The sequence below is a fragment of the Nonomuraea sp. NPDC052129 genome (genome assembly GCF_040680095.1).
Classification (GTDB): Bacteria; Actinomycetota; Actinomycetes; order Streptosporangiales; family Streptosporangiaceae; genus Nonomuraea.
This window is the reverse complement of sequence record NZ_JBFAVX010000012.1, coordinates 1-21,145: the sequence shown is the minus strand read 5'-3', so window position 1 is coordinate 21,145 and position 21,145 is coordinate 1. Positions and strand designations below refer to the sequence as shown.

Genomic DNA, 21,145 nt, shown 5'->3' with positions numbered 1-21,145 from the left:
CCGGGCGGGCGGGATCCGCGGTGAACCGGCAGGACGAACAGGAGAAGATCATGAAGTTTCGGGCCTACGTTGAGCCACCTGAGCCCATGCGGGGTCTAGAAGTTCCGTCCGAGGTGGTAGCAGCGCTCGGTGGGGGCACGCGGCCGCCGGTGACGATCACAGTCAACGGGCATTCCTGGAAGAGCCGGGTCGCCCTCCTGCGCGGCCGCCACTTGCTCGGCCTCAGCAATGCCAACCGGCGGGCCGCGGGTGTTGCGATCGGCGACGAGGTCGAGGTCGAACTGGAGCTCGACACCGAGCCGCGCGTCGTTGTCGAGCCAGAGGACTTCGCCCGCGCCCTGGACGAGGACCCCGTCGCCCGCGCCGCGTACGACGATCTCGCGTACAGCCACAAGCGCGAGCACGTGCGTGCGATCGAGACCGCGAAGAAGCCCGAGACACGTCGGCGGCGTATCGAGAAGGCCATTTCCACCCTCGGGGCTTGAGCAGCAACCAAGCGGCCAGTCACGTTAGTGAGCTCGGCGGGCGTTGCTAATCGTGACTGGTCTTTCCGATGTGGGTGGTTGTTGTCTTCGACCCAGTCAGCGTGCCGCGCGGCGCGGATCTCGGCGTCGGCGACTTCGTCGGCGAGGAGGGTGTAGAGCTGGGTGGTCTCGGTGGAGGCGTCGCTTCGTCGTCTCGTCCCGGACCCTCACGACCAGCCGGGCCCGCAACTGGCCGCTCGGTTGCTGCTCAACCCCCGCCGCCACCATTTCGACGGCGACCGCCTTGCGCACCTCGCTCCCCGGTGCGCAGGGTCTGGTGGTTGACCCCGGCACGCCCTGCGACCGACCCAGTGAGCAGGAACGGCTCCTGAATCTCATGCGACATACGTGCCCCCCGTCAGCCACCACGCCCCGGCCCGTGCTGTCGCCGTCGAAAAAGCCTCTCATGATCGGTCGTCCAGCCACCTGCGGGTTCACGCCGACGAGACTGCCCGCACGACCTCCGCGAACAACGCGTCGAACTCGGCCACCCGCAGCGGCTGCTCGGCGGTGGGCAGGGTGCACTCCGAGGGGACCCACTGCTGGCCAAGGGCTATGTCCTGGTGTGTCATACCTCGACGGTAAACCTGGACCTAAGTACCGGATGCAAGTTCCGCCGCTACCGGAGCACGCGATATGTCAGGTGTGTGACCAGACCGGTGCCCGACACCTCGCCGGCCGGTTCGAGGTTGGTGTCCCCGACGCCGTCGAACAGCCGCTCTCCCCTGCCGAGGATCACCGGCGCGACGTGCAGGCGCAGCTCGTCGATGAGCCCCGCTGCCAGGTACTGATTCACCGTCTGCGCGCCGCCCGCGATGGCCACGTCGCGGTCTCCGGCGGCCTCGCGGGCCTGCGCCAGGGCCGCCTCGATCCCCTCAGTGACGAAGTTGAACACCGTGCCGCCCTGCATCGGCAACGGCTCGCGCGGGTGGTGGGTGAGGACGAAGACCGGTGCGTGGTACGGCGGCTCATCGCCCCACCAGCCCTTCCAGTCCATGTCCCAGGCGTCCCGACTCGGGCCGAACATGTTGCGGCCCATGATGAAGGCCCCCGCCGCGGTGATGCCCTCGATCACGGCCGCGTGGGCCTCGGGCTCGTCGAACATCCACCGGTGCAGGCGCTCCTCCGCGCCCTCGCCGAGCGGTTTCTCCAGGCTCTGGTTCGGCCCTGCTACGAAGCCGTCGAGGGACATCGCGATGTCACAGGTGACCTTGCTCATCTCACTGCCTCCCACATTCCGGCGCTCGTCTCGCGCCGCTCATGAGGGAGTCGGAGCCGTCCGCGTGTTCTGTACATGCCGGGCGAAATTCTTCCAGTGAGATGCCGGTCACATTCGCGGGGAACGGGTCACACTCCAGGGTGCGGCGCGGCTCTCCATTGATGACCCCGTGGCCCGGAAGGGAGGAGCGCACAATGAGCGAACAGGCGACAAGCGTCTTCACAGGTTATCGCGAGCTGCTGTTCTCGATCGTCTACAACATGCTGGGCAGCGTTGCCGACACCGAGGACGTGCTGCAGGAGACCTGGCTGGCCTGGGCGCCCAGGAGCGAGGCGGGCGAGGAGATCCTCAATCCGCGCGCGTACCTGGTGCGGATCGCCGTCAATCGGGCGCTGGCCCGGCAGGAGAGCATCAGCCGGCGCCGGGAGGACTACGTCGGCCCTTGGTTGCCCGAACCGCTCATCACCCAGCAGCCGGATGCCGTGGATCCGGCGGTGCGGGCCGAGTCGGTGTCGATGGCGCTGCTCGTGGTGCTGGAGACGCTCACCCCGCTGGAGCGGGCGGTGTTCGTCCTGAATGAGGTATTCGGGTACGCCCACACCGAGATCGCCGGCATCCTGAACCGCAGCCCGACGGCGATCCGCCAGCTCGCTCACCGCGCCCGCGAACATGTGCACGCCCGCCGCCCGCGTTACCAGGCCGACCCGCGGATCCGCCAGGAAGTGACGGAGCGGTTCATCGCGGCCGTGGCCGGCGGTGACCTCGACGCGCTCATGCGGGTCCTGGCGCCGGACGTGGTCATGTGGGCCGACGGCGGGGGCAAGGCACGGGCCGCCGGGCTGCGGCCGCTCCACGGGCGGGACAAGATCGCCCGTCTGATCGTCGGCAACGCGACCCGGCATCCTGTCGATGATCTCAACATCCGCTTCCGGACGGTCAACGGCGATCCGTCGGCGCTGCTGCTGTCCGGTGACACCACGTTCGCGGTCATCGTTCTCGACCTCGTCCCCGACGGGACTGAGGTATGCGGCATCTACGCCGTGACCAACCCCGACAAACTCTCCCACCTGGAAAGAGGAACCGCATGATTCTGGTATCCGGAGCCACCGGCAACATCGGCCGTCCGCTCGTCGCCGAGCTGGCAGCCAAGGGTGTGAAGGTACGCGCCCTGACCCGTACCCCCGAGACGGCCCGCTTCCCTGAGGGAGTCGAGGCCTGCGACAGCGCCAAGCCCGACTTCGACGGCGTGACCGCCCTCGTCCTGAACATCTCGGGCGGCTCCGTCGCCCTGCTGGAGGCGGCCAGGACGGCCGAGGTACGGCGGGTCGTCACCGTCTCGGCCCTGGTCGTCGCCGAGGAGCAGAACCCGGAGGAGGGCAGCAACGCCGCGATCCACCGGGAGCTTGAGGCGGCGGTGGAGGCCGCCGTCCCGGAATGGACGCATCTGCGCCCCGGCGCCTTCGCCGCGAACTCCTTGCGCTGGACGCCCCAGCTCCAGGCCGGAGACGTGGTCCGCGGACCGTACGCCCAGGCCCGTACCTCGCCGATCCACGAGGCGGACATCGCCGCCGTCGCCCTACGGGCACTGCTCGGCGACGAACTGCTGGGCCAGGCGCCGACGCTGACCGGGCCGCAGGGGCTGTCCTTCGCGGAGCAGGTGGAGATCATTGGCTCGGTGGTGGGCCGGCCGCTGCGGTACGAGGAGATCAGCCCGGAGATGGCCGCGCAGGCGATGGTGGCGCACGGAGTGCCCAGGGAGCAGGCCGACTCCTTGCTGAGCTACTTCGCGGACAGCATCGGGAAGCCCGTACCGATCACGGGCGAGGTGGAGCGGATCCTCGGCCGCCCCCCGCGCACCTACGCCGAGTGGGTCGCTGACAACGCCGACGCTTTCCGGCGGTGATCCGGGCTACCGGCCCGTCTTCGTAGACCAGAGCGGCGTTCTGCCGTCGTAGATGACGACATTGCCGTCATCCTGCATTTCGAGTCGCGCCCCGGGGTTCTTGCCGGTCTCGGAGTTCCACAGCGGCGTCTTGCCCAGGTAGACGACCAGATTTCCGTCTTTCTGCATCTGGGTGACGGCCCCGGGGTTGCCTCCCGTCTTGGAGCTCCACAGGGCCCGGCGGGCGCGGTAGAGCACCAGATTGCCGTCCTCCTGCTGGACGAGCTGGTAGTCGCCGTTGCGGGAGCGGACGTACTGGTTCGGCTTGAGCGCGTAGCCCGGTGCGAGCACGCTGATCGTGGCATGGCGGTTCCACACCGGCGTCTTGCCGTCGTAGATCACCAGGTTGCCGTCGTCCTGCACCGCGAGGCGGGCACCTGGACTGTCTCCGGTGTTGGACGCCCACAGGGGCGTCCTCCCCCGGTAGACGACCAGATTGCCGTCGCTCTGCATGGCGGCGAACGCGCCGGGACTGTCGCCGGTCTGGCTGCTCCACAGCGGCGTCTTGCCCCGGTACAGGACCAGGTTGCCGTCCTCCTGCTGCTGCAGGAGATAGGCGCCGTCGGATGAGCGTACGGAGTCGCCGGCCCTCAACGTCTGACCGGGGTTCAGCCATACGGTACGGTCGGCGCTCACCGCCGCCGTGGCGCGCTTCGCCTCCGCCCAGGCCGCTGGTGAGACCGAGGCCACGGCCATCGTGCTCGCCAGCGCCAGTGCACCGATGTGCATCGACGTTCTTCGCATGCGTTCCCCCTGCGTGTGGATGATCAAGCGAGAAGGACGCTATCCAGACATGGTCGGCGATCGGCCCATTTCGAAATGCCTGGAACTTTCGCCAAGGTTGTCCGCGTCGGGGTCGATGATCGACAGTGGTCAGGACAGACCCGCTGATTCCTGGAGAACTCCAATGCTCACCGCGACCATCGTCCTGTCGCTACTGCTCGGCCCGCTGTTCATCGTGACGGGTGGATTGAAGGCGCTGAGCGTTCCGCGGTCGCTGGCCATTCGCGATCATCTGGGTGTCCGGCCGCAGTTGTGGCGCGTGGTCGGTGTCTGTGAAGCGGCGGGTGGCGTCGGTCTCCTCGCCGGACTTGCGATTCCGATGCTCGGCGTGGCCGCGTCCATCGGCCTGATCGTGCTGATGATCGGCGCGATCGTCAGCCGGGTCCGGGTCGCCGACCCGGTCACGATGATCTCCGTCGACGTTCTGGTCCTGGTGCTGGTGGTCGCCCTCGTGACCGTACGCGCACTGGCCTGACCTCATGCGGGCCGGCGGTGACCGCCAGGGCGTCCACTTGGTCACAGCGCTCCGATCACCACGGCGACCAGGATCAAGGTGACGAGGGCGAAACGGAGCACTACGGAGAGGACCGGGTGCCGGTCACTCATGAGGGGCCCTGCCAGGACGTTATTCCGGAACGCGGACGACTGGTGTGCGCCATTCGTCAACCATAGGTTGACGAATGGCATTGGTCAACCCAAGGTTGACCTCGTCAGCTTGTCACCTGCGGCGCAGTCGTGAGGGGGGCCGTGTCATTACCCTGAAGAGCCCGCCCTGCCACATCGACGCGATCTGAGCGAAGGTGAAGGGCGAAGACACCGGCTCTCCGTCCGGTCACCGGTCACGCCGGTCTTTCCGCCCGCCACAGATCAGGAGTCGATATGTCGTCTGCCGAGCCGTCGCCCGCCCAAAAGCTGCTCGGTGACTTCGCACCGAAGATGGTCCAGCTGACCGACGACGTCCTGTTCGGCGACGTCTGGAAACGACAGGGCCTCTCCCCGCGGGACCGTAGCTTGATCACCGTCGCGGTCCTGGCCGCCACCTCGCGCCCCGACCAGCTGGCGAGCCACCTGCGCCTGGGCCTGGACAACGGGCTCACCCGGGAAGAGCTCGTCGAGGCCCTCACCCACATCGCCTTCTACGCGGGATGGCCCAGCGGCATGGGCGGCCTCACCCAGCTCAAGGCCATCGTCGAGAAGCACGAGAAGTAGCAGCACGGAGGAGGCCGTCGGGCAGGCGATCAAGAGCAGTGGCATCGCACGCGAGGAGCTGTTCGTCACCACCAAGCTGTGGGTCCAGGACGCCCCCGCCCAGGAGAACACCCGCCGCGCCTTCGAGACGTCCCTGAGCAAGCTGGGCCTGAACTACCTCGACCTGTACCTGATGCACCAGCCCTTCGGCGACGTCTACGGCCAGTGGCGCGCCATGGAAGCCCTCAACCGCGAGGGCCACGCCAAGGCGATCGGCGTCGCCAACTTCTACCCCGCTTGCTGTCGCTTGCCCCACTCGCCTCCGCCGCCAGCTCCGTCCGCGAAGGGCCCATCTGTGACTCGGCAGAACCCCACCACCGCGGCACGGCGCACCTTTCTGCGCGCCGCGCTGCTGACAGGAATCACGGCCGTGACCGTACCCCACCTCACCAGCTGCTCAGCCGCGAAGAATGACGACACCCGCAACGGCCGGCAGACATCGCCGAGCACGCCCGCGACCGGCAAGGCACGGAGCAAGGTGCTGCTCGCCTACTTCTCCCGCCCGGGTGAGAACTACTACTACGGCGGGCGCACCACGCTCAAGGTCGGCAACACCGAAGTAATGGCCGGCAAGATCCGCGCTCTCATCGACTGCGACGTGTACCGGATCGAGGCCACCGACCCTTATCCGGCGGACTACGACGCGACCGTCCGGCGCAACGTCCGCGAGCAGGAGGCCGACGTCCGCCCCGCCATCAAGGGCACGCTGCCCGACCTGGACGGCTACGACACGGTGCTGCTGGGCAGCCCCATCTGGAACGTGCGCGCGCCCATGATCATGATGACGTTCGCCGAGAAGCTCGATCTCTCCGGCAAGATCGTCGTTCCCTTCACGACCCACGCCATGAGCGGCCTGGGCACCACCGCACGGGACTACACAGCCTCCTGCCCTGGCGCGACCTTCGCCGAGGGACTGGCGGTCCAGGGTGAAGAAGTCGAGCACGCCGACGACGACATCAACGCCTGGCTACAACGCATCGGTCTTACTGTCTCCTGAGCGAACCCTGGAGGCGAGCTGGTCAGTAACCGCTGGTGACCCGTACCCCGGAGCCGATCGAGCGTGGGATGCCGACGTTGTCGACCAGGTTGCCGGTCGACGCGATGGACAGCGCGTTACCCCTGCCCCTCCTGAACAGCAGGCCGGTCTCCTGTCTGGTGCCGTGGCCGAGGATGGTGTTGCCCGTCACGGCGGCGTGTCCTTTGCCGTAGTTCACATCGTCGAGGGCGAGGAAGACGAAGCGAGCGTCCTGCTGTGTCGTCCTCGACTGGGCCATGTTGCCGAATTTGTGGATGCGGTTGTTGGAGATCGTGGTGGCTGCTTCGCCCTGGAGATCGCAGCGGATGCCGTAATAGGTCTGCCTCGCGGTGGCCTTCGTGCCGAAGTCCTCGATGTAGTTGTCGCGGATGGAGGTGCCGAAGCAGCGGTGGGCGTCGATGGCGTGCTTCGGCGTCGCGTACAGGTGCAGGTCACTGAACGTCCACCCGGCCGAGTTCTCCGCGTCGACGCCGCTCTCCCCGCTGAAGCCGATCCATGAGCGCTGGAACGTCCAGTCGGTCACGGCGTTGCCGGGGTCGACCACCTTGAGGCCGGAACCGCCCGCCCGCTCTATGTAGACGTCGCTGATCACGCTGTTGACCATGGTGTTGCGGAGCCGGGTGCCGTTCTTGGAGGGGTTGCTGACGCGGATGCCGTCGCTGGGTGTGCCGAGGATGTCCACGTCATAGATCCGGCTGTCCCACGAGCGCAGCATCAGGCCCACGGTGCCGGTGTTGTGGTCGCGGTTGCCGTCCAGTGTCAGCCGCTCGATGCGTACGGGGTCGGAGCTGTACGCCTGGTCGGTGACCCAGGACTCCGAGGCCAGCATGGCGGGCAGGTTCGCGCCGTCTGCCTGCTTGATCACCGTTCCGGCCTTGGCGTCGCCCCGGTACGTCCGGCGGCCGCGCAGGGTGATGGTCCTGTTGATCAGGCACGGCCCCTTGAACACGACCTCGTCGCCCTCCTTGGAGGCGTCGATGGCGGCCTGGATGGTCCTGGCGTCGGTGGCCGTGTTGGCGCAGGTGGCGTTCACCCTTGCGGCTATGGCCGGGGCCGGGGCCAGCGGCTGGATCACCACCGCGCTGCCGGAGGCGGCCAGCGTCAGGGCGATGGCCCCCGCGGTCTGGCGTGAGCATGGTTGAGGCACGTGCAATCCCCTTCCGGGCATTCCGGAAATGACCTGAGGACCGCGGCGTGTGAACGTCCCCCGACGCCCCTGCGGTCTCCGGTGCCGAGCCTCATGGATGCTCTCCGATCCGCTCGGGAGAACTCCCCAGACCTGCCCGAAACTTGGTGCCTAGCCGAATGGTTCCAGTGACTCTCCAGTGGTTCCGGTAGTTTCCGGTTGCGTCCCGGCCCCTGCCTGACGCATGGCCGGGCGCGAGTGGTCAGCGGGGTGAGGGTGCGAGGCGGACGGTCGCCGAGTTCTGGGTGATCGACAGCACTCGTACGGTCAGCGCGCCGACCGAGCCGTTGCCGCCCGCGCTCAGCTGTGTGGACGAAGAGACGCCGGGCCCCGTGCCCTTGACCTCTACGGTGTAGCCGATGCGCGCGATCGACAGCGTGGTGAAGCCAAGGGTGCTGGAGACGGGGAAGCTCACCGGCTTGGTGATGGTGATCTTGCACTTCCCGTCGAAGCACGCGCTGACGTCGTGCGTCTTCCCCGCCGAGGTCGCGGCCGAAGCCGAAGCCGCGGCGACGGACGCGCCGGAGACGACGACGGCGGCGAGGGCGGTGGCGGCGAATGCCAGGCAGGTTGTGGCCATCCGATGCATGGTGTCCCTTTCGGTGGTCTCCGTCAGGTCAAGCGACCTGATGTGACTGATCAGCTACCAAGGGTAGTGACGCGAAGAACGCCTAGACGTGGAAGACACGCAGCTGGAGCGCCAGCGTGGTGTAGTAGCCGAACAGCGTGGTCAGCTCGAACACCACGGCCGTGACTCGCCGGGCACACCGGAAACGTGCTACCCGTTGGGGATGCCCAACGAAGATGATCTTTACATCGGAGTGTCGGAGGAGCACGTCGATGCCGTCACCGCGGTCGCGGTCTCCCCGGACGGAAAGATGGGGGCGACCGGCGCGCGCTCCGGCGAGATCCGGCTGTGGGATCTGCGCCATGGCCTGCTGACCGCCTATGTGGGAGGGCTGCAAGGCGGACCTGTGAACAGCGCCGCGTTCATCGGCAACGCCAGGCAGCCCAAGTTACTGACCACAGGCCCATCGGCCTCGCTATGGACGGTGAACGCCGAGGCCCTGGAATGGCGGCAGCTCCCCTGGGACGGCGGACGGCTCCTCACGTCCTCGGACCGAGAGGCGGTGCTCAGGCAGTGTGGAGACCTTAGCTGGCTGGGCGTCTTCGGCCCCCTCTCCGGCAGCATCAAGTCGAACTCCCCGATGGCATTGGGACGCACCGCCTCCGGCCTGATCGTCGTGAGCAGTGACGAGGGCCTGATCAGGGCCTGGCGGCGGCCTTCTGGGGAGACCTACGGCGACGCCGGGCTCGTGTGGGCCTTCGGCGGCGATGCAGCGGACCAGCGGCTGACGCGCTGTTGCGACCGGTGGCGGCTCGTGGTGTCCCCGCGTCGCGGCCGGGTGGTCGTTCTCGACGCGGAGACCGGGGCGGCCGTGACCGCGTTCGCCCCGCCCGCCCGGCCGGCGGCGATCGCGGCGCACCCGGACCGGCCGCTGGTGGTGCTCGGCGGGCGGGACGGTTCGCTGTCGTGGTGGGATGCCCGCTCGGGGCACTGCCTTGGGCGCGTTCAGGCGCATGGCGGCCGCGTCCGGGCGTTGGCGCTCGCCACCGGCACGGACCTGGTGATGTCGGTTTCCCAGGATGGGACGGCCGCGCTCTGGCGGCTGCACGGCCGTGGGCCCGTCGGCCGCTTCACGCCCCCCACGCCCTCTGGCCCCCGGGAGCTGACCCATGTGGCCGGTACGCCGGACGGGCGGTGCTGGCTGATCGGCGGGCGCGGCGGCCAGGTTCACGTTCTCCACTGGTCAGGCCATGCCGGGCTCGTGCCGCAACGCGTCGGCCGCCCCTCCCGGGTGATGGAGGGTGGTGACGTGGAGACCCTGCTCGACGATATCCGCCACCACTGGGACGACGGCGCGGCGAGCGTGGCAGCGGTCCGTGGACTGGTTTCGGGTGACCTCGACGAGGCCTGGCACGGGACGGCGGCGAACGCGCTGGCGGACCTGATCGTGAACGGTGCGGATCCGGCGGCCCGGGAGGCCGCAGTGATCGCGCTGGCGGGGATCGACGAGGACAAAGCCACCACCGCCCTCTACCAGATGTTCGCTCGTCATGACTGCCGCGGTTCTGCCGGGCGGTTGCTGGCGTATTTCACCGGCGAGGACGAGTCCACGACGGAGGAGCTCATCGCGAGCCTGCCTGGGATCGGCAACTTCCTCGGTGTGCTGGCCTCGGCCACCTTGGGTGAACGGGGCGCTGCCGCGGTCCCGGCGGTGCATGCGGCGCTCCGCGCGTTTCCCTTCCCGGCCCGGGAAGACGCCGAGCACTGGTTCCGTGATGAGTCGACCAAGTACCGGCTGATGTACGCCCTCAGGCGGGCCGGTGCGGCCGCGGCGCCCGCGACGCCAACCCTGCTGGCCGTGCTGGAGGACGATAAGATCTACCGGGACACCCGGCACCAGGCGGAGGTGACCCTGCAGGCGATTGGCCTCCGGGAGACCGCCGACACGATCGCCGCGGAGGTCCGGCGCCGGGCCGTCCTCGTCGTCCACGACGAGGACGACGAGACGGAAGACTGCGGCCTCCTGCTCGAGGTGCTGCTGGGTATGCCGCCCGCGGCTCTGGCGGCCTCCCACGAGGTCGGACCGGCGCTGAAGGCGGTGCGGCGCCGCTTCGGCGACGGCATCAGGACGTACGAGGACAACGGCGAGATTCGCGAGTACACGGTCCTTGAGATTCGGCTCGCCGACTACATCGACGAGAAGATCGCCGAGCAGATCAAGGGGTGAGCGGCCTGCGGACGTGGGAGACGACCGCGTCGCGCCCGGGTGATGGCCGGGCGACTGAAGGAGCACGGTGTCACCGCGCACCGGATACCCTCGCCGACGTTCGGTGCGGTGGAAGCAGGTCAGCGTGGGGCGAGGCGGACGGTCGCCGACTTCTGGGTGACCGACACCCTCACCGACAGGTTGTTGATCGTCCCCCGGCCGCCCGAGCCGAGCACTACTGTCGAGGAGACGCCGGGCCCCGTACCCCGCACCTTCACCATGCCGGAACCGACTCGCGCGATGGACAGCCGGGTGAAGCCGTACCGGCTGGAGATGCGGAATCTCACCGCCTTGGTGATCGTGATCTTGCACTGCCCGTCGAAGCACGCGCGTACATTCGGCGGCTTCGCGACCGCGGCCGCGGCCGCGGTCGGAGCGGCGGCTGATGCCGGAGCGGCGAAGATGGGGACGGCGGTAATGGCGGCGAAAGCGAGTGTCAGGCAGGTTGTGGCCGTTCGATGCATGTTGTCCCTTTCGTTGATCTCAACATACGGTTCGGACGGCTCAACGGCCTAGACGCGGAAGACACGCAGTTGGAGTGCCAGCGTGGTGTAGTAGCCGACCAACGTGGTCAGCTCGAACACCACGCGCTCCCCCAGCCGCGCGTACTCCGCGTCGTCGAGGTCGGCCCGTGTCACCAGCGCCCGGGTGACGCCGAGCACCGCGGCCTCCTCCGGATCCGGCAGTTCCAGCGGCGCGCCGGTGCGCAGTGCCGCGAGGTCGTCGTCGGTCAGGCCGAGGCCGCGCCCGATCTCCTCGTGTACGCGCTGCTCGAAGGCGCTGTCGCAGTGGCCGGCCACGACCAGGATCGCGATCTCCCTGGCGCGGGCGCTCAGCACGGAGCGGTAGCGGATCGCCGCGCCGAGCTCCTGCAGCGCGTCGCCCACCGGCGGGCTGAGCAGCATCGCGTTGAACGGGCCGATCAGTCCACCCGCGTCGTCGAGCATCGAGGTGCCGCGTGGGCCCGCGATGATCTTCTCATAGAGGGTCAGGGCATCGGGGTCGAGGTGGGCCGGTGGCTTGGACGGCAGGCGTTTCACGCCAGCGATGTTAGCCAGACGGTCGTGTCGGACGGCAGGGCGCCGTCCTCCAAGGGTCCGCTGGTCAGAAGCACCCGGCCCGGTGGCAGTGGTACGGGAGCCGTGCCGAGGTTGGACACGCAGGTCAGGCCGGACTCCCGGGTGAAGGCCAGGACGTCCGGACCCATCGTGAGCCACCTGAGCGTGCCGTCGCCGAGGAGGTCGCGGCGGTGGGCGAGCGCGGTGCGGTAGAGGTTGAGCATCGAGCCGAGGTCGGCCGACTGGGCCTCCGCCGTGACCTTGCGCCAGCTCTCAGGTTGCGGCAGCCAAGTATGAAAACCGCCGAAGCCGAACGGCGGCTCGTCGCCCGCCCACGGGAGCGGCACCCGGCAGCCGTCCCTGCCCCGGTTGGTGCCGCCCGAGCGGTGGTACATGGGGTCCTGGCGCTGGTCGTCGGGCAGATCCTCGACCTCCGGCAAACCGAGCTCCTCGCCCTGGTAGACGTAGACGCTGCCGGGCAGCGCCATGGCCAGCAGGGCCGCCGCCCTGGCCCGGCGGTGGCCGAGCTCCGGGTCGGAGGGCACGCCGTGCAGGCGCCCGCCGTGCGCGAACGTCGTGTCGGCCCGGCCGTACCTGGTCACCGGGCGGGTGACGTCGTGGTTGGACAGGACCCAGGTCGGCGGGGCGCCGACCGGCGCGTGCGTGGTCAGCGTGAGGTCGATGACCCGGCGCAGCTCGGCGGGCTCCCACGGGCAGGCCAGGAAGTCAAAGTTGAAGGCGGTGTGCAGCTCGTCGGGGCGCAGGTAGCGGGTGAAGCGTTCCTGGTCGGGCAGCCACACCTCGCCGATCAGCACTCGGTCGCCGTACTCGTCGGCGACCTCGCGCCAGCGCCGGTAGACCTCGTGCACCTCGTCGAGGTCCTCGTAGGAGGTGTCCGACTTGAACAGCAGGGCCGCCGAGTCGATCCGGAAGCCGTCGACGCCGCGCTCGAACCAGAAGCGCAGCACGTCCTCGAACTCGCGGTGGACCGCCGGATTGTCCCAGTTGAAATCCGGCTGTTCTGGAGCGAAGAGGTGTAGGTACCACTGCCCGTCGGCGACCTGTGTCCAGGCGGGCCCGCCGAAGATCGACTGCCAGTCGTTCGGCTCGTCGCGGAACCAGAACCGGTCCCTGGCCTCGCGGTCGGTCAGCGCCTCCTGGAACCAGGCGCTCGCCGTGGAGCTGTGGTTCGGCACCACGTCGATGATGACCTTGATGTCGAGTTCGTGCGCCTCCTCGATGAACGTCTCCGCCTCGGCCAGCGTGCCGAACACCGGCTCGATGCCCCGGTAGTCGGCCACGTCGTAGCCGCCGTCGGCCATCGGCGACGGGTACCACGGGTTCAGCCAGATGGCGTCGATGCCGAGATCCTTCAGGTACGGCAGGCGCGAGCGCAGCCCGGCGAGGTCGCCGATGCCGTCACCGTTGCCGTCGGCGAAGCTGCGCAGGTAGACCTGGTAGATCGCGGCCCCCCGCCACCACGTTTGCGACATGCGCTATCCCTTAATGCTCCCGGCGGTGAGGCCCGCCATGATGTGCCGTTGGAAGATGAAGAAAACGATGATCATCGGGATACTGGAGATGACCAGGCCGCCCATGATCTGGTTCTGGCTCACCGCGCCGGCGGTCTGCGACAGGCCGACGCTGACCGTCATGTTCTCGCTGTCGGTCATGACCAGCAGCGGGAGCAGGAAGTCCTTGAAGGCGGTGACGATGGTGAAGATGGAGACCACGCCGAGGATCGGCCGGGAGATCGGCAGGATCACCGACCACAGGACCCGCAGCGGTCCGGCGCCGTCGATCTGGGCCGCCTCGACCAGTTCCCGTGGGATGGAGTCGAAAAAGCGCTTGAGCAGGAAGATGTTGAAGCCGTTGGCCGCCGCGGGGAACCACAGGCCCCAGGCGTTGTTCAGCAGGTGCAGGTCGACGATCGTGACGTACAACGGGATGATCACCACCATCGGCGGGATCATCAGCGTGGCCAGCATCGCGCCCAGCACCACGTTCCCGAACATGGGCCGCAGCTTCGACAGCGCGTACGCCGCCGCGACGTCCACGGCCATGGAGAACAGCCAGGCGCCCAGCGCGTAGAAGGCGGTGTTCTTCAGCAGTACGCCGATGTCGAACAGGTCCCACGCCTCGATGAAGGCGTCGAACGTGGGGTGGGCGGGGAACAGGGTCGGCGGCATCTGGGCGATCTCCTCGCCCGTCTTCATGGCGCCGGTGATCATCCAGTAGAGCGGGAAGACGAAGACCAGGGTGGAGCCGGTGACGACCGCGATCAGGACGGTCCAGTAGATGCGCCGCCCCCATCTGCTGTTGAGCTGGTGCGGCGAGACGATGGTCCTGAACTGAACCTCGATCCGCTTCGGCGCTCTCTTCTCCCGTCGCCTCCCGGTAGTCGACGCCCGGGCACCGACGGAGATCATGCCTTGTCCTCCCTGGTCAGGCGCAGCTGGAAGGCCGCGAAGGCGAGGAGCACGATCATGAGCATCATGCCGAGCGCGCCGCCCGCGCCGTAGTCCTGGAGCGTGAACGCGAACTGGTACATCTGAAAGGCGACGGTCATCGTGGCGTCCTCCGGGCCGCCGCCGGTGAGCATGTACGGCTCGATGAACACCTGCATGGTGGCCACGACCTGCAGCATCAGCATGAGCAGCAGGATCAGCCGGGTCTGCGGGATGGTGACGTGCCTGATCCGCTTGAAGATGCCGGCCCCGTCGAGCTCGGCCGCCTCGTACAGCTCGGGCGGGATGTTCTGCAGCGCGGCCAGGTAGATCAGGGTCGCGCTGCCCATGTTCATCCAGGTCGCGACGATGACCAGGGAGATCAGCGCGGTCGAGGAGGAGTCGAGCCAGGCCAGCGCCGGCAGGTGGAAGAAGTCGAGCAGCTGGTTGAACAGCCCGGGCCCGGGATCGAAGAACCACCTGAACAGCAGCACCGCGACGATCGGCGGCAGCATGACCGGCAGGTAGACCACGAACCGCAGGTAGGCCCGGGCGTGGCGCAACTCGTTGAGCACCAGGGCCATGACGAACGGCACGGCGTAGCCGCAGAGCAGGGCGAGTGCCGTGAACTCCACGGTGTTCAGCCACGCTTTGCCGAACGACGGGTTCTGGACGACGGTCAGGAAGTTGTCCAGTCCCACCCAGGTGGGCGGGTTGACCAGGGTGGTCTTCTGGAAGCTGAGGACGAACTCCCTGATCATCGGGTACCACGCGAACACCGCGAAGCACGCCAGCGCCGCGCACAGGAACCCGTAGGCCGTCAGATTGCGCCTGAGGACACGCATTCAGGTCAGCCCTTGGTCGCCAGCATCGAGTTGGCCTTGGTCTCGGCGTCGGAGAGCAGGCTGTCGATGTTGGCGTCCTGGCGGCTCAGCACGCCCGACATGGCCACGTCGAGGATGGCGTACAGCTCCTGGGCGTGCACCGGCTCGGCCTTCGGCGGGATGGTGGCGGCGGCATCCACGTACGGCTGGTAGTTCGCGACCGGCAGCGTGGCGTTCGCCGTGCGGTCCTGCTTGATCGCCTTGCCGGTGGCCGAGTCGCCGTAGACATCGTTGTCGGGTACGCCGACGGGGTTGCCGAGCGTCTTGCCGCGGGCGAAGTCGAAGCGGCCCTTGCCCGCGGTGTTGAAGCGGAAGTCGACCCACTCCAGTCCCGCCTTGGCCTCGGCGGGGGTGGCCTTCGGGTTGATCATGTACGCCTCGCCGCCGCTCAGCGACGCCTTGGCCTCGGGGAAGCCGGTGATGCCGTAGTCGGCGACGCTGCCCTTGAACTTGTTGACGACGTCGGTGACCACGTCGGGCGCGCCGAGCATCATGCCGACCTTGCCGCTGCCCATCGCCATCATCAGCGACTCCCAGCCGACCAGGAGCTTGTTGCCCATGCTGTTGTCGACCCAGCGCATGTCGTGCAGGTTCTGCAGCACGGCCTTGCCCTCGGGCGAGTTGAACGCGGCCTTCTTTCCGTCGTCGGTCACCATGCTGCCGCCCCGGCCGTAGATGGCCTGGGTGAAGTGCCAGCCACCGGTGTTGCCGCCGGAGTATTCGCCGTAGCCGACATATCCGGCGCCGAGCCCGGCGATCTTCTTGGCCGCCTCGCGGACCTCGGCCCACGTCTTGGGCGGTGTGTTCGGGTCAAGCCCGGCCTTGGTGAACAGCGCGCGGTTGTAGACCAGGCCGACGCCGTAGTGCACGTTCGGCACGCCGTACACCTTGCCGTCCTTGGTGACCAGCTGCCTGACGTCGGGCCGCAGGTCGTTCCAGTTCTTGATCTCGCTGGTGTACGGGGTGATGTCCAGCGCCTGGCCTTGGCCGATCACGTCGTTGTAGTTCGTCACGGGCACCACGAAGACGGTCTCCATCTGGCCACCCGCCAGCTTGGGCCCGAACGTCTTGGGGTCGTAACACGGCTGCTGGTCCGTGCTCTTCACCGTCACGCCGGGGTGCGCCTTCATGAACGTGGCCACGTCGTCGTCCCAGGCCTGCCGCTCCTTGGGCGCGGACTTCGCCGGCTGGCAGGCCACCGTGATCGACACGGGGGCGGCTCCGCCCGCCGTCGACTTGGCGGGCTCGCCCGAACCACAGGCCGTGGCGGACAGGCCGAGAACGGTGACGACTAACAGTCCTGTGGATCTCTGCATGGGCTGACCCTTCTAATGCGAGGTGCCCACACCATAGGTTCGCCGACCGATCTCCGCAATATTCCGACTGTGTATTGCAAGATAACGACTGGATTAAGCCTTGCGCGCCGTGGACGCTCGTACGACCAGCTCCGGCTCGAACAGCAGCTCGTCGGCGGGGACCACGGCCTTGTCGATCTGGGCGACCAGCAGGTCCACGGCGGCCCGGCCCATCGCGTCGATCGGCTGGCGGACCGTGGTCAGGGGCGGGTCGGTGCAGTTCATCAGCGCCGAGTCGTCGAAGCCGATGACCGACACGTCGGCCGGCACGGTCAGCCCCGCGCGCCGGGCGGCCCGGACCGTGCCGAGCGCGAGCAGGTCGCTGGCGCAGATGACGCCGCTCACTCCCCGCCTGACCAGCCTCGCGGCCGCCGCGTGCCCGCCCTCCAGCGAGAACATCGTGTGCTCGACCAGCTCGGGATCGCCGCCACCCGCGAGGAACGTCTCCAGCTTGCGCCGCGACGGCATGTGGTCCTTCGGCCCGAGCACCATGCCGACGCGCTCGTGACCGAGCGCCCGCAGGTGGGCCAGGGCCATCTCGGCGGCCACGATGTCGTCGCACGACACCTGCGGGAAGTCGAGGTGGGCGACGGCCGCGTTGACCAGGACCGTGGGCAGCTTGCGCTCGTGCAGCAGCGCGTAATGGGCGTGCGAGGCGTCGGCCTGCGCGTAGTGACCCCCGGCGAAGACCACGCCGCTGACCTGCTGCTGGAGCAACAGATCGACGTAGTCGGCCTCGGAGACGCCGCCGACCGTCCTGGTGCAGAGCACCGAGGTGAAGCCCTGCTGGGCCAGCGCGCCGCCGACCACCTCGGCGAACGCGGGGAAGATGGGGTTCTGCAGCTCGGGCAGTACCAGGCCGACCAGCCGGGCCCGGTCGCCGCGCAGCTGGGTGGGGCGCTCGTAGCCGAGGACGTCGAGCGCGGTCAGCACGGCCTCGCGGGTCGCCTCGGACACCCCGGGCTTGCCGTTGAGCACGCGGCTCACGGTCGCCTCGCTCACCCCGACCTTCTTGGCCACCTCTGCGAGTCGTCGTGTCATGCGCAAACTATAAGGCCGATCACGCAAGCACTTGCAACCGCTTACGTGGATCCGACGTCTTCTGCTTGCGGCCGGTCACCGCCGATATTCAGCGCGTCCAGCGCTCTGACCAGCCGTCCCGGTGGGTAGGAGACCGCAGTTGTCAGTCAATTCTTTGCGAAATGTCGTCGAAATATTGCTGCTATCTGCTGGACATCTTATGGTTCGGCCATCGTCTTCCTCGAAGGGCCATCCCCCATGAGAGCTGTCCTAGCCGCCCTTGCGTTAGTCATCGGAGTCCTGGCCGCCCCCGCGTGGGCGGCCGACACCAACCTGTCCGCCGGTAAGACCGCCACCGCGAGCAGCTTCACCGACGTCTATCCGGCCCCCAACGTCACCGACGGCAACCAGGCGACCTACTGGGAGTCGGCCAACAACGCCTTCCCGCAGTGGGTGCAGGTGGACCTCGGCTCGGCCGCCACCGTGAACCAGCTGACGCTCAAGCTCCCGAGCGGCTGGCCGAGCCGTACGCAGACGCTCACCGTGCTGGGCAGCGCGAACGGGACGAGCTTCAGCACCATCAAGGACGCGGCCACCTACACCTTCAACCCCACGGCGACGATCCCCGTCAGCGCCTCGGGAACGCGCTACGTCCGCCTCCAGATCACCGCGAACAGCGCCTGGCCCGCCGGTCAGCTCTCCGAGTTCGAGGTGTACGGCGAGGCAGGCGGTGAGGATCCCGGTGACGGGACGAACCTGGCGAGCGGCAAGCCGATCATCGAGTCGTCGCACACCCACACCTACGTGGCGGCCAACGCCAACGACGGCAACGTCCAGACGTACTGGGAAGGCGCCGCCTACCCCAACACGCTGACCGTGCAGCTCGGCGCGAACGCCGACCTCACCTCCATCGTGCTCAAGCTCAACCCCGACCCCGCCTGGGCCAGGCGTACGCAGACCATCCAGGTGCTCGGCCGCGAGCAGAGCGCCAGCGGCCTGTCGAGCCTGGTGGCACAGGCCGTCTACACCTTCGACCCGGCCACCGGGAACTCCGTGACGATCCCGGTGACGGCCAAGGTCGCGGACGTGCAGCTCAAGATCACCGCGAACTCGGGAGCGCCCGGCGGGCAGATCGCCGAGTTCCAGGTCTTCGGCACCCCGTCGGCCAACCCCGACCTCACGGTCAGCGGGCTGACCTCGTCGCCGGCGGCTCCGGTCGAGACCGACGCGGTCACGCTGTCGGCCACCGTGAAGAACTCCGGCACCGCCCCCTCCGCCGCGACCTCCGTCAACTTCTACCTGGGCACCGTCAAGGCGGGCACCGCGAACGTGGGCGCCCTGGCCGCCGGGGCCTCGGCCACCGTGTCGAGCGCCATCGGCACACGGGACGCGGGCACCTACCAGGTGAGCGCCAAGGTCGACGAGGACGGCAAGGTCGTCGAGCTGAACGAGGGCAACAACACGGCCACCGCCTCGCTGACCGTGAAGCCCGTCGACACCGCCGACCTGATCGCGGCACCGGTGGCCTGGACGCCGGGCAATCCCGGCCAGGGCGACACCGTGGCGTTCTCGGTGGGGATCAAGAACCAGGGCACCATCGCCTCCAGCGGCGGCTCCCATGGCATCACGCTGACCGTCGCCGACGAATCCGGCACGGTCGTCAAGACGCTGACCGGCTCGACCAGCGGCGCGATCGCCCCGGGCGCCACCGCCGGACCGGCCGGGCTCGGCACCTGGACCGCGGCCAACGGCAAGTTCACGGTCAAGGTGGTGCTGGCCGACGACGCCAACGAGCTGCCGGTCAAGCGGGCCAACAACACCAGTACGCAGCAGCTGTTCGTCGGGCGCGGCGCGCACATGCCGTACGACACCTATGAGGCGGAGGACGCGGCCATCGGCGGCGGCGCCACCCGGATCGGCCCGAACAGGACCATCGGCGACCTGGCCGGCGAGGCGTCCGGACGCCGGGCGGTGACGTTGGGGACGAACGGCTCCTACGTCGAGTTCACCACCAGGGCGGCCACGAACACGCTGGTCACCAGGTTCTCCATCCCGGACGCGGCGGGCGGTGGCGGGAACAGCTCGACGCTGAACGTCTACGTCGACGGCACCTTCCTCAAGACGATCGACCTGACCTCCCGCTACGCCTGGCTCTACGGCCCCGAGGCGGGTCCCGGCAACTCCCCCGGTTCCGGGGCGCCGCGGCACATCTACGACGAGGCCAACCTGCTGCTCGGCACCACGGTCCAGGCGGGACACAAGATCAAGCTGCAGAAGGACGCGGCCAACGGCTCGACGTACACGATCGACTTCGTGGACCTGGAGCAGGTGACGCAGATCCCGAACCCGGACCCGGCGCACTATGCCGTACCGGCCGGATTCACCCACCAGGACGTGCAGAACGCGCTCGACAAGGCGCGCCAGGACAGCACGCTCGTCGGCGTCTACCTGCCCGCGGGCGACTACGAGACGGCCAGTAAGTTCCAGGTGTACGGCAAGGCGGTCAAGGTCGTCGGGGCCGGGCCGTGGTTCACCAGGTTCGTCTCACCGTCGGGCCAGGAGAACACCGACACCGGCTTCCGCGCGGACGCCACGGCCAACGGATCGACGTTCGCGAACTTCGCCTCCTTCGGCAACTACACCTCGCGCAACGACGGCCCCGGCAAGGTCTTCGACCTGGCCAATGTGGCGAACATGGTGATCGACAACATCTGGGTGGAGCACCAGATGTGCCTGCTCTGGGGCACCAATACCGACAACATGACGATCAAGAACTCGCGCATCCGCGACACGTTCGCGGACGGCGTCAACATGACCAACGGCAGCACCGGCAACCTGGTCACGAACATCGAGGCCCGCTCGACGGGCGACGACAGCTTCGCGCTGTTCTCGGCGATCGACATCAACAACGGCGAGCAGCGGGACAACGTCTTCGAGAACCTGACGTCGCTGCTGACCTGGCGGGCCGCTGGTGTGGCGGTCTATGGCGGGTACGCCAACACGTTCCGGAACATCTATGTCGCCGACACGCTGGTCTACTCGGGCGTCACGATCAGCTCGCTGGACTTCGGCATCCCGATGCTCGGGTTCGGGGCCAGCCCGCCCACGAGCTTCGAGAACATCTCGCTGGTCAGGGCCGGCGGCCATTTCTGGGGGCAGCAGACCTTCCCGGCGATGTGGGTGTTCTCCGCTTCCAAGGTGTTCCAGGGGATCAGGGTCAGCAATCTGGACATCGTCGATCCGACTTACCACGGGATCATGTTCCAGACGAACTACGTGGGCAACCAGCCGCAGAACCCGGTCAAGGACACGATCTTCACGAACGTGTCGATCAGCGGGGCTCAAAAGAGTGGTGACGCCTTCGACGCCAAGTCCGGCTTCGGGGTCTGGGCCAACGAGCTGCCTGAGCCGGGTCAGGGGCCGGCTGTGGGGGCTGTGACGTTCAACAATCTGCGGTTCGGTAACAACGCGCAGAACATCAAGAACACGACGTCTACCTTCACGATCAACGTCAACCCCTGACAACGGCTCTCCCGGGGGTCCGTCACCCGGACTGGCGCTGTCCGAGGGCACGGAACGTTCGGGCGACGAGCTGTTCACGGTGCCGTC

At 68.1% G+C, this 21,145-nt stretch carries 20 protein-coding genes and 1 pseudogene; 9 read left to right on the top strand and 12 right to left on the bottom strand.

Annotated features, from left to right (window positions below; genetic code table 11):
• The first annotated feature begins 20 nt into the window (after positions 1 to 20).
• A complete protein-coding gene (locus AB0L53_RS25840) occupies positions 21 to 485 on the top strand; it encodes a YdeI/OmpD-associated family protein (protein WP_363998587.1) in 465 nt (154 codons plus the stop codon).
• Between the two features lie 473 nt (positions 486 to 958).
• Here AB0L53_RS25840 and AB0L53_RS25835 read toward each other — a convergent pair whose 3' ends face one another.
• Together AB0L53_RS25835 and AB0L53_RS25830 are read right to left on the bottom strand one after the other, a co-directional pair.
• Positions 959 to 1,096, bottom strand: coding sequence for a hypothetical protein (locus AB0L53_RS25835; RefSeq protein WP_363998584.1), 138 nt, complete (start codon positions 1,094 to 1,096; stop codon positions 959 to 961).
• Positions 1,097 to 1,143: 47 nt separating this feature from the next.
• Positions 1,144 to 1,743 carry a dihydrofolate reductase family protein gene (locus tag AB0L53_RS25830; RefSeq protein ID WP_363998582.1) on the bottom strand — a complete coding sequence of 200 codons (600 nt, stop codon included), beginning with the start codon at positions 1,741 to 1,743 and terminating at the stop codon, positions 1,144 to 1,146.
• Positions 1,744 to 1,937: 194 nt separating this feature from the next.
• Here AB0L53_RS25830 and sigJ point away from each other — a divergent pair, with 194 nt between their 5' ends.
• Together sigJ and AB0L53_RS25820 are read left to right on the top strand one after the other, a co-directional pair.
• Complete coding sequence (gene sigJ, locus AB0L53_RS25825) at positions 1,938 to 2,831, top strand: RNA polymerase sigma factor SigJ (RefSeq protein WP_363998579.1); 894 nt, start codon at positions 1,938 to 1,940, stop codon at positions 2,829 to 2,831.
• Positions 2,828 to 3,646, top strand: a complete 819-nt coding sequence (locus AB0L53_RS25820; protein ID WP_363998576.1) for an NAD(P)H-binding protein — start codon at positions 2,828 to 2,830, stop codon at positions 3,644 to 3,646. Before sigJ ends, AB0L53_RS25820 begins: the two co-directional genes overlap by 4 nt.
• Positions 3,647 to 3,652: 6 nt before the next feature.
• Here AB0L53_RS25820 and AB0L53_RS25815 read toward each other — a convergent pair whose 3' ends face one another.
• On the bottom strand, positions 3,653 to 4,429 hold the full coding sequence (locus tag AB0L53_RS25815) for a hypothetical protein (protein WP_363998574.1): 777 nt from the start codon (positions 4,427 to 4,429) through the stop codon (positions 3,653 to 3,655).
• A gap of 163 nt (positions 4,430 to 4,592) precedes the next feature.
• Between AB0L53_RS25815 and AB0L53_RS25810 the strand changes: the two genes are divergently transcribed.
• The 4 genes and pseudogenes from AB0L53_RS25810 to AB0L53_RS25795 all read left to right on the top strand — a co-directional run bounded on the left by AB0L53_RS25810 (position 4,593) and on the right by AB0L53_RS25795 (position 6,713).
• On the top strand, positions 4,593 to 4,943 hold the full coding sequence (locus AB0L53_RS25810; RefSeq protein ID WP_363998571.1) for a DoxX family protein: 351 nt from the start codon (positions 4,593 to 4,595) through the stop codon (positions 4,941 to 4,943).
• A gap of 404 nt (positions 4,944 to 5,347) precedes the next feature.
• On the top strand, positions 5,348 to 5,677 hold the full coding sequence (locus tag AB0L53_RS25805) for a carboxymuconolactone decarboxylase family protein (RefSeq protein WP_363998568.1): 330 nt from the start codon (positions 5,348 to 5,350) through the stop codon (positions 5,675 to 5,677).
• A 13-nt stretch (positions 5,678 to 5,690) separates the two neighbouring features.
• Positions 5,691 to 5,939, top strand: a pseudogene (locus AB0L53_RS25800) (aldo/keto reductase); the annotation flags it as partial.
• Positions 5,940 to 6,011: 72 nt separating this feature from the next.
• A complete protein-coding gene (locus AB0L53_RS25795) occupies positions 6,012 to 6,713 on the top strand; it encodes a flavodoxin (RefSeq protein WP_363999172.1) in 702 nt (233 codons plus the stop codon).
• A gap of 22 nt (positions 6,714 to 6,735) precedes the next feature.
• On the opposite strand, the gene AB0L53_RS25790 is transcribed toward AB0L53_RS25795, so the two are convergent.
• Positions 6,736 to 7,899, bottom strand: coding sequence for a hypothetical protein (locus AB0L53_RS25790; RefSeq protein WP_363998565.1), 1,164 nt, complete (start codon positions 7,897 to 7,899; stop codon positions 6,736 to 6,738).
• A 241-nt stretch (positions 7,900 to 8,140) separates the two neighbouring features.
• A complete protein-coding gene (locus tag AB0L53_RS25785) occupies positions 8,141 to 8,518 on the bottom strand; it encodes a hypothetical protein (RefSeq protein ID WP_363998562.1) in 378 nt (125 codons plus the stop codon).
• 211 nt (positions 8,519 to 8,729) lie between these two features.
• Here AB0L53_RS25785 and AB0L53_RS25780 point away from each other — a divergent pair, with 211 nt between their 5' ends.
• Positions 8,730 to 10,733 carry a hypothetical protein gene (locus AB0L53_RS25780; RefSeq protein ID WP_363998559.1) on the top strand — a complete coding sequence of 668 codons (2,004 nt, stop codon included), beginning with the start codon at positions 8,730 to 8,732 and terminating at the stop codon, positions 10,731 to 10,733.
• A 119-nt stretch (positions 10,734 to 10,852) separates the two neighbouring features.
• Here AB0L53_RS25780 and AB0L53_RS25775 read toward each other — a convergent pair whose 3' ends face one another.
• From AB0L53_RS25775 to AB0L53_RS25745, 7 genes are all read right to left on the bottom strand, one after another.
• On the bottom strand, positions 10,853 to 11,236 hold the full coding sequence (locus tag AB0L53_RS25775) for a hypothetical protein (protein ID WP_363998556.1): 384 nt from the start codon (positions 11,234 to 11,236) through the stop codon (positions 10,853 to 10,855).
• A 48-nt stretch (positions 11,237 to 11,284) separates the two neighbouring features.
• Entirely contained in the window at positions 11,285 to 11,812 is a 528-nt protein-coding gene (locus AB0L53_RS25770; protein ID WP_363998553.1) for a carboxymuconolactone decarboxylase family protein, read from the bottom strand.
• Positions 11,809 to 13,323, bottom strand: coding sequence for a glycoside hydrolase family 13 protein (locus AB0L53_RS25765; protein ID WP_363998550.1), 1,515 nt, complete (start codon positions 13,321 to 13,323; stop codon positions 11,809 to 11,811). The genes AB0L53_RS25770 and AB0L53_RS25765 overlap by 4 nt, the downstream gene beginning before the upstream one ends.
• Positions 13,324 to 13,326: 3 nt before the next feature.
• Positions 13,327 to 14,259 carry a carbohydrate ABC transporter permease gene (locus tag AB0L53_RS25760; RefSeq protein ID WP_358177873.1) on the bottom strand — a complete coding sequence of 311 codons (933 nt, stop codon included), beginning with the start codon at positions 14,257 to 14,259 and terminating at the stop codon, positions 13,327 to 13,329.
• Entirely contained in the window at positions 14,256 to 15,122 is an 867-nt protein-coding gene (locus AB0L53_RS25755) for a sugar ABC transporter permease (RefSeq protein WP_357646875.1), read from the bottom strand. Before AB0L53_RS25755 ends, AB0L53_RS25760 begins: the two co-directional genes overlap by 4 nt.
• 5 nt (positions 15,123 to 15,127) lie before the next feature.
• Positions 15,128 to 16,477 carry an extracellular solute-binding protein gene (locus tag AB0L53_RS25750; RefSeq protein WP_363998546.1) on the bottom strand — a complete coding sequence of 450 codons (1,350 nt, stop codon included), beginning with the start codon at positions 16,475 to 16,477 and terminating at the stop codon, positions 15,128 to 15,130.
• A 93-nt stretch (positions 16,478 to 16,570) separates the two neighbouring features.
• Positions 16,571 to 17,557: a LacI family DNA-binding transcriptional regulator gene (locus AB0L53_RS25745; protein ID WP_225290240.1), complete on the bottom strand. Its 987-nt coding sequence runs from the start codon at positions 17,555 to 17,557 to the stop codon at positions 16,571 to 16,573.
• A 237-nt stretch (positions 17,558 to 17,794) separates the two neighbouring features.
• Here AB0L53_RS25745 and AB0L53_RS25740 point away from each other — a divergent pair, with 237 nt between their 5' ends.
• Positions 17,795 to 21,058 (top strand): discoidin domain-containing protein, encoded by a 3,264-nt coding sequence (locus AB0L53_RS25740; protein ID WP_363998543.1) that lies wholly within the window; start codon positions 17,795 to 17,797, stop codon positions 21,056 to 21,058.
• Positions 21,059 to 21,145: the final 87 nt, after the last annotated feature.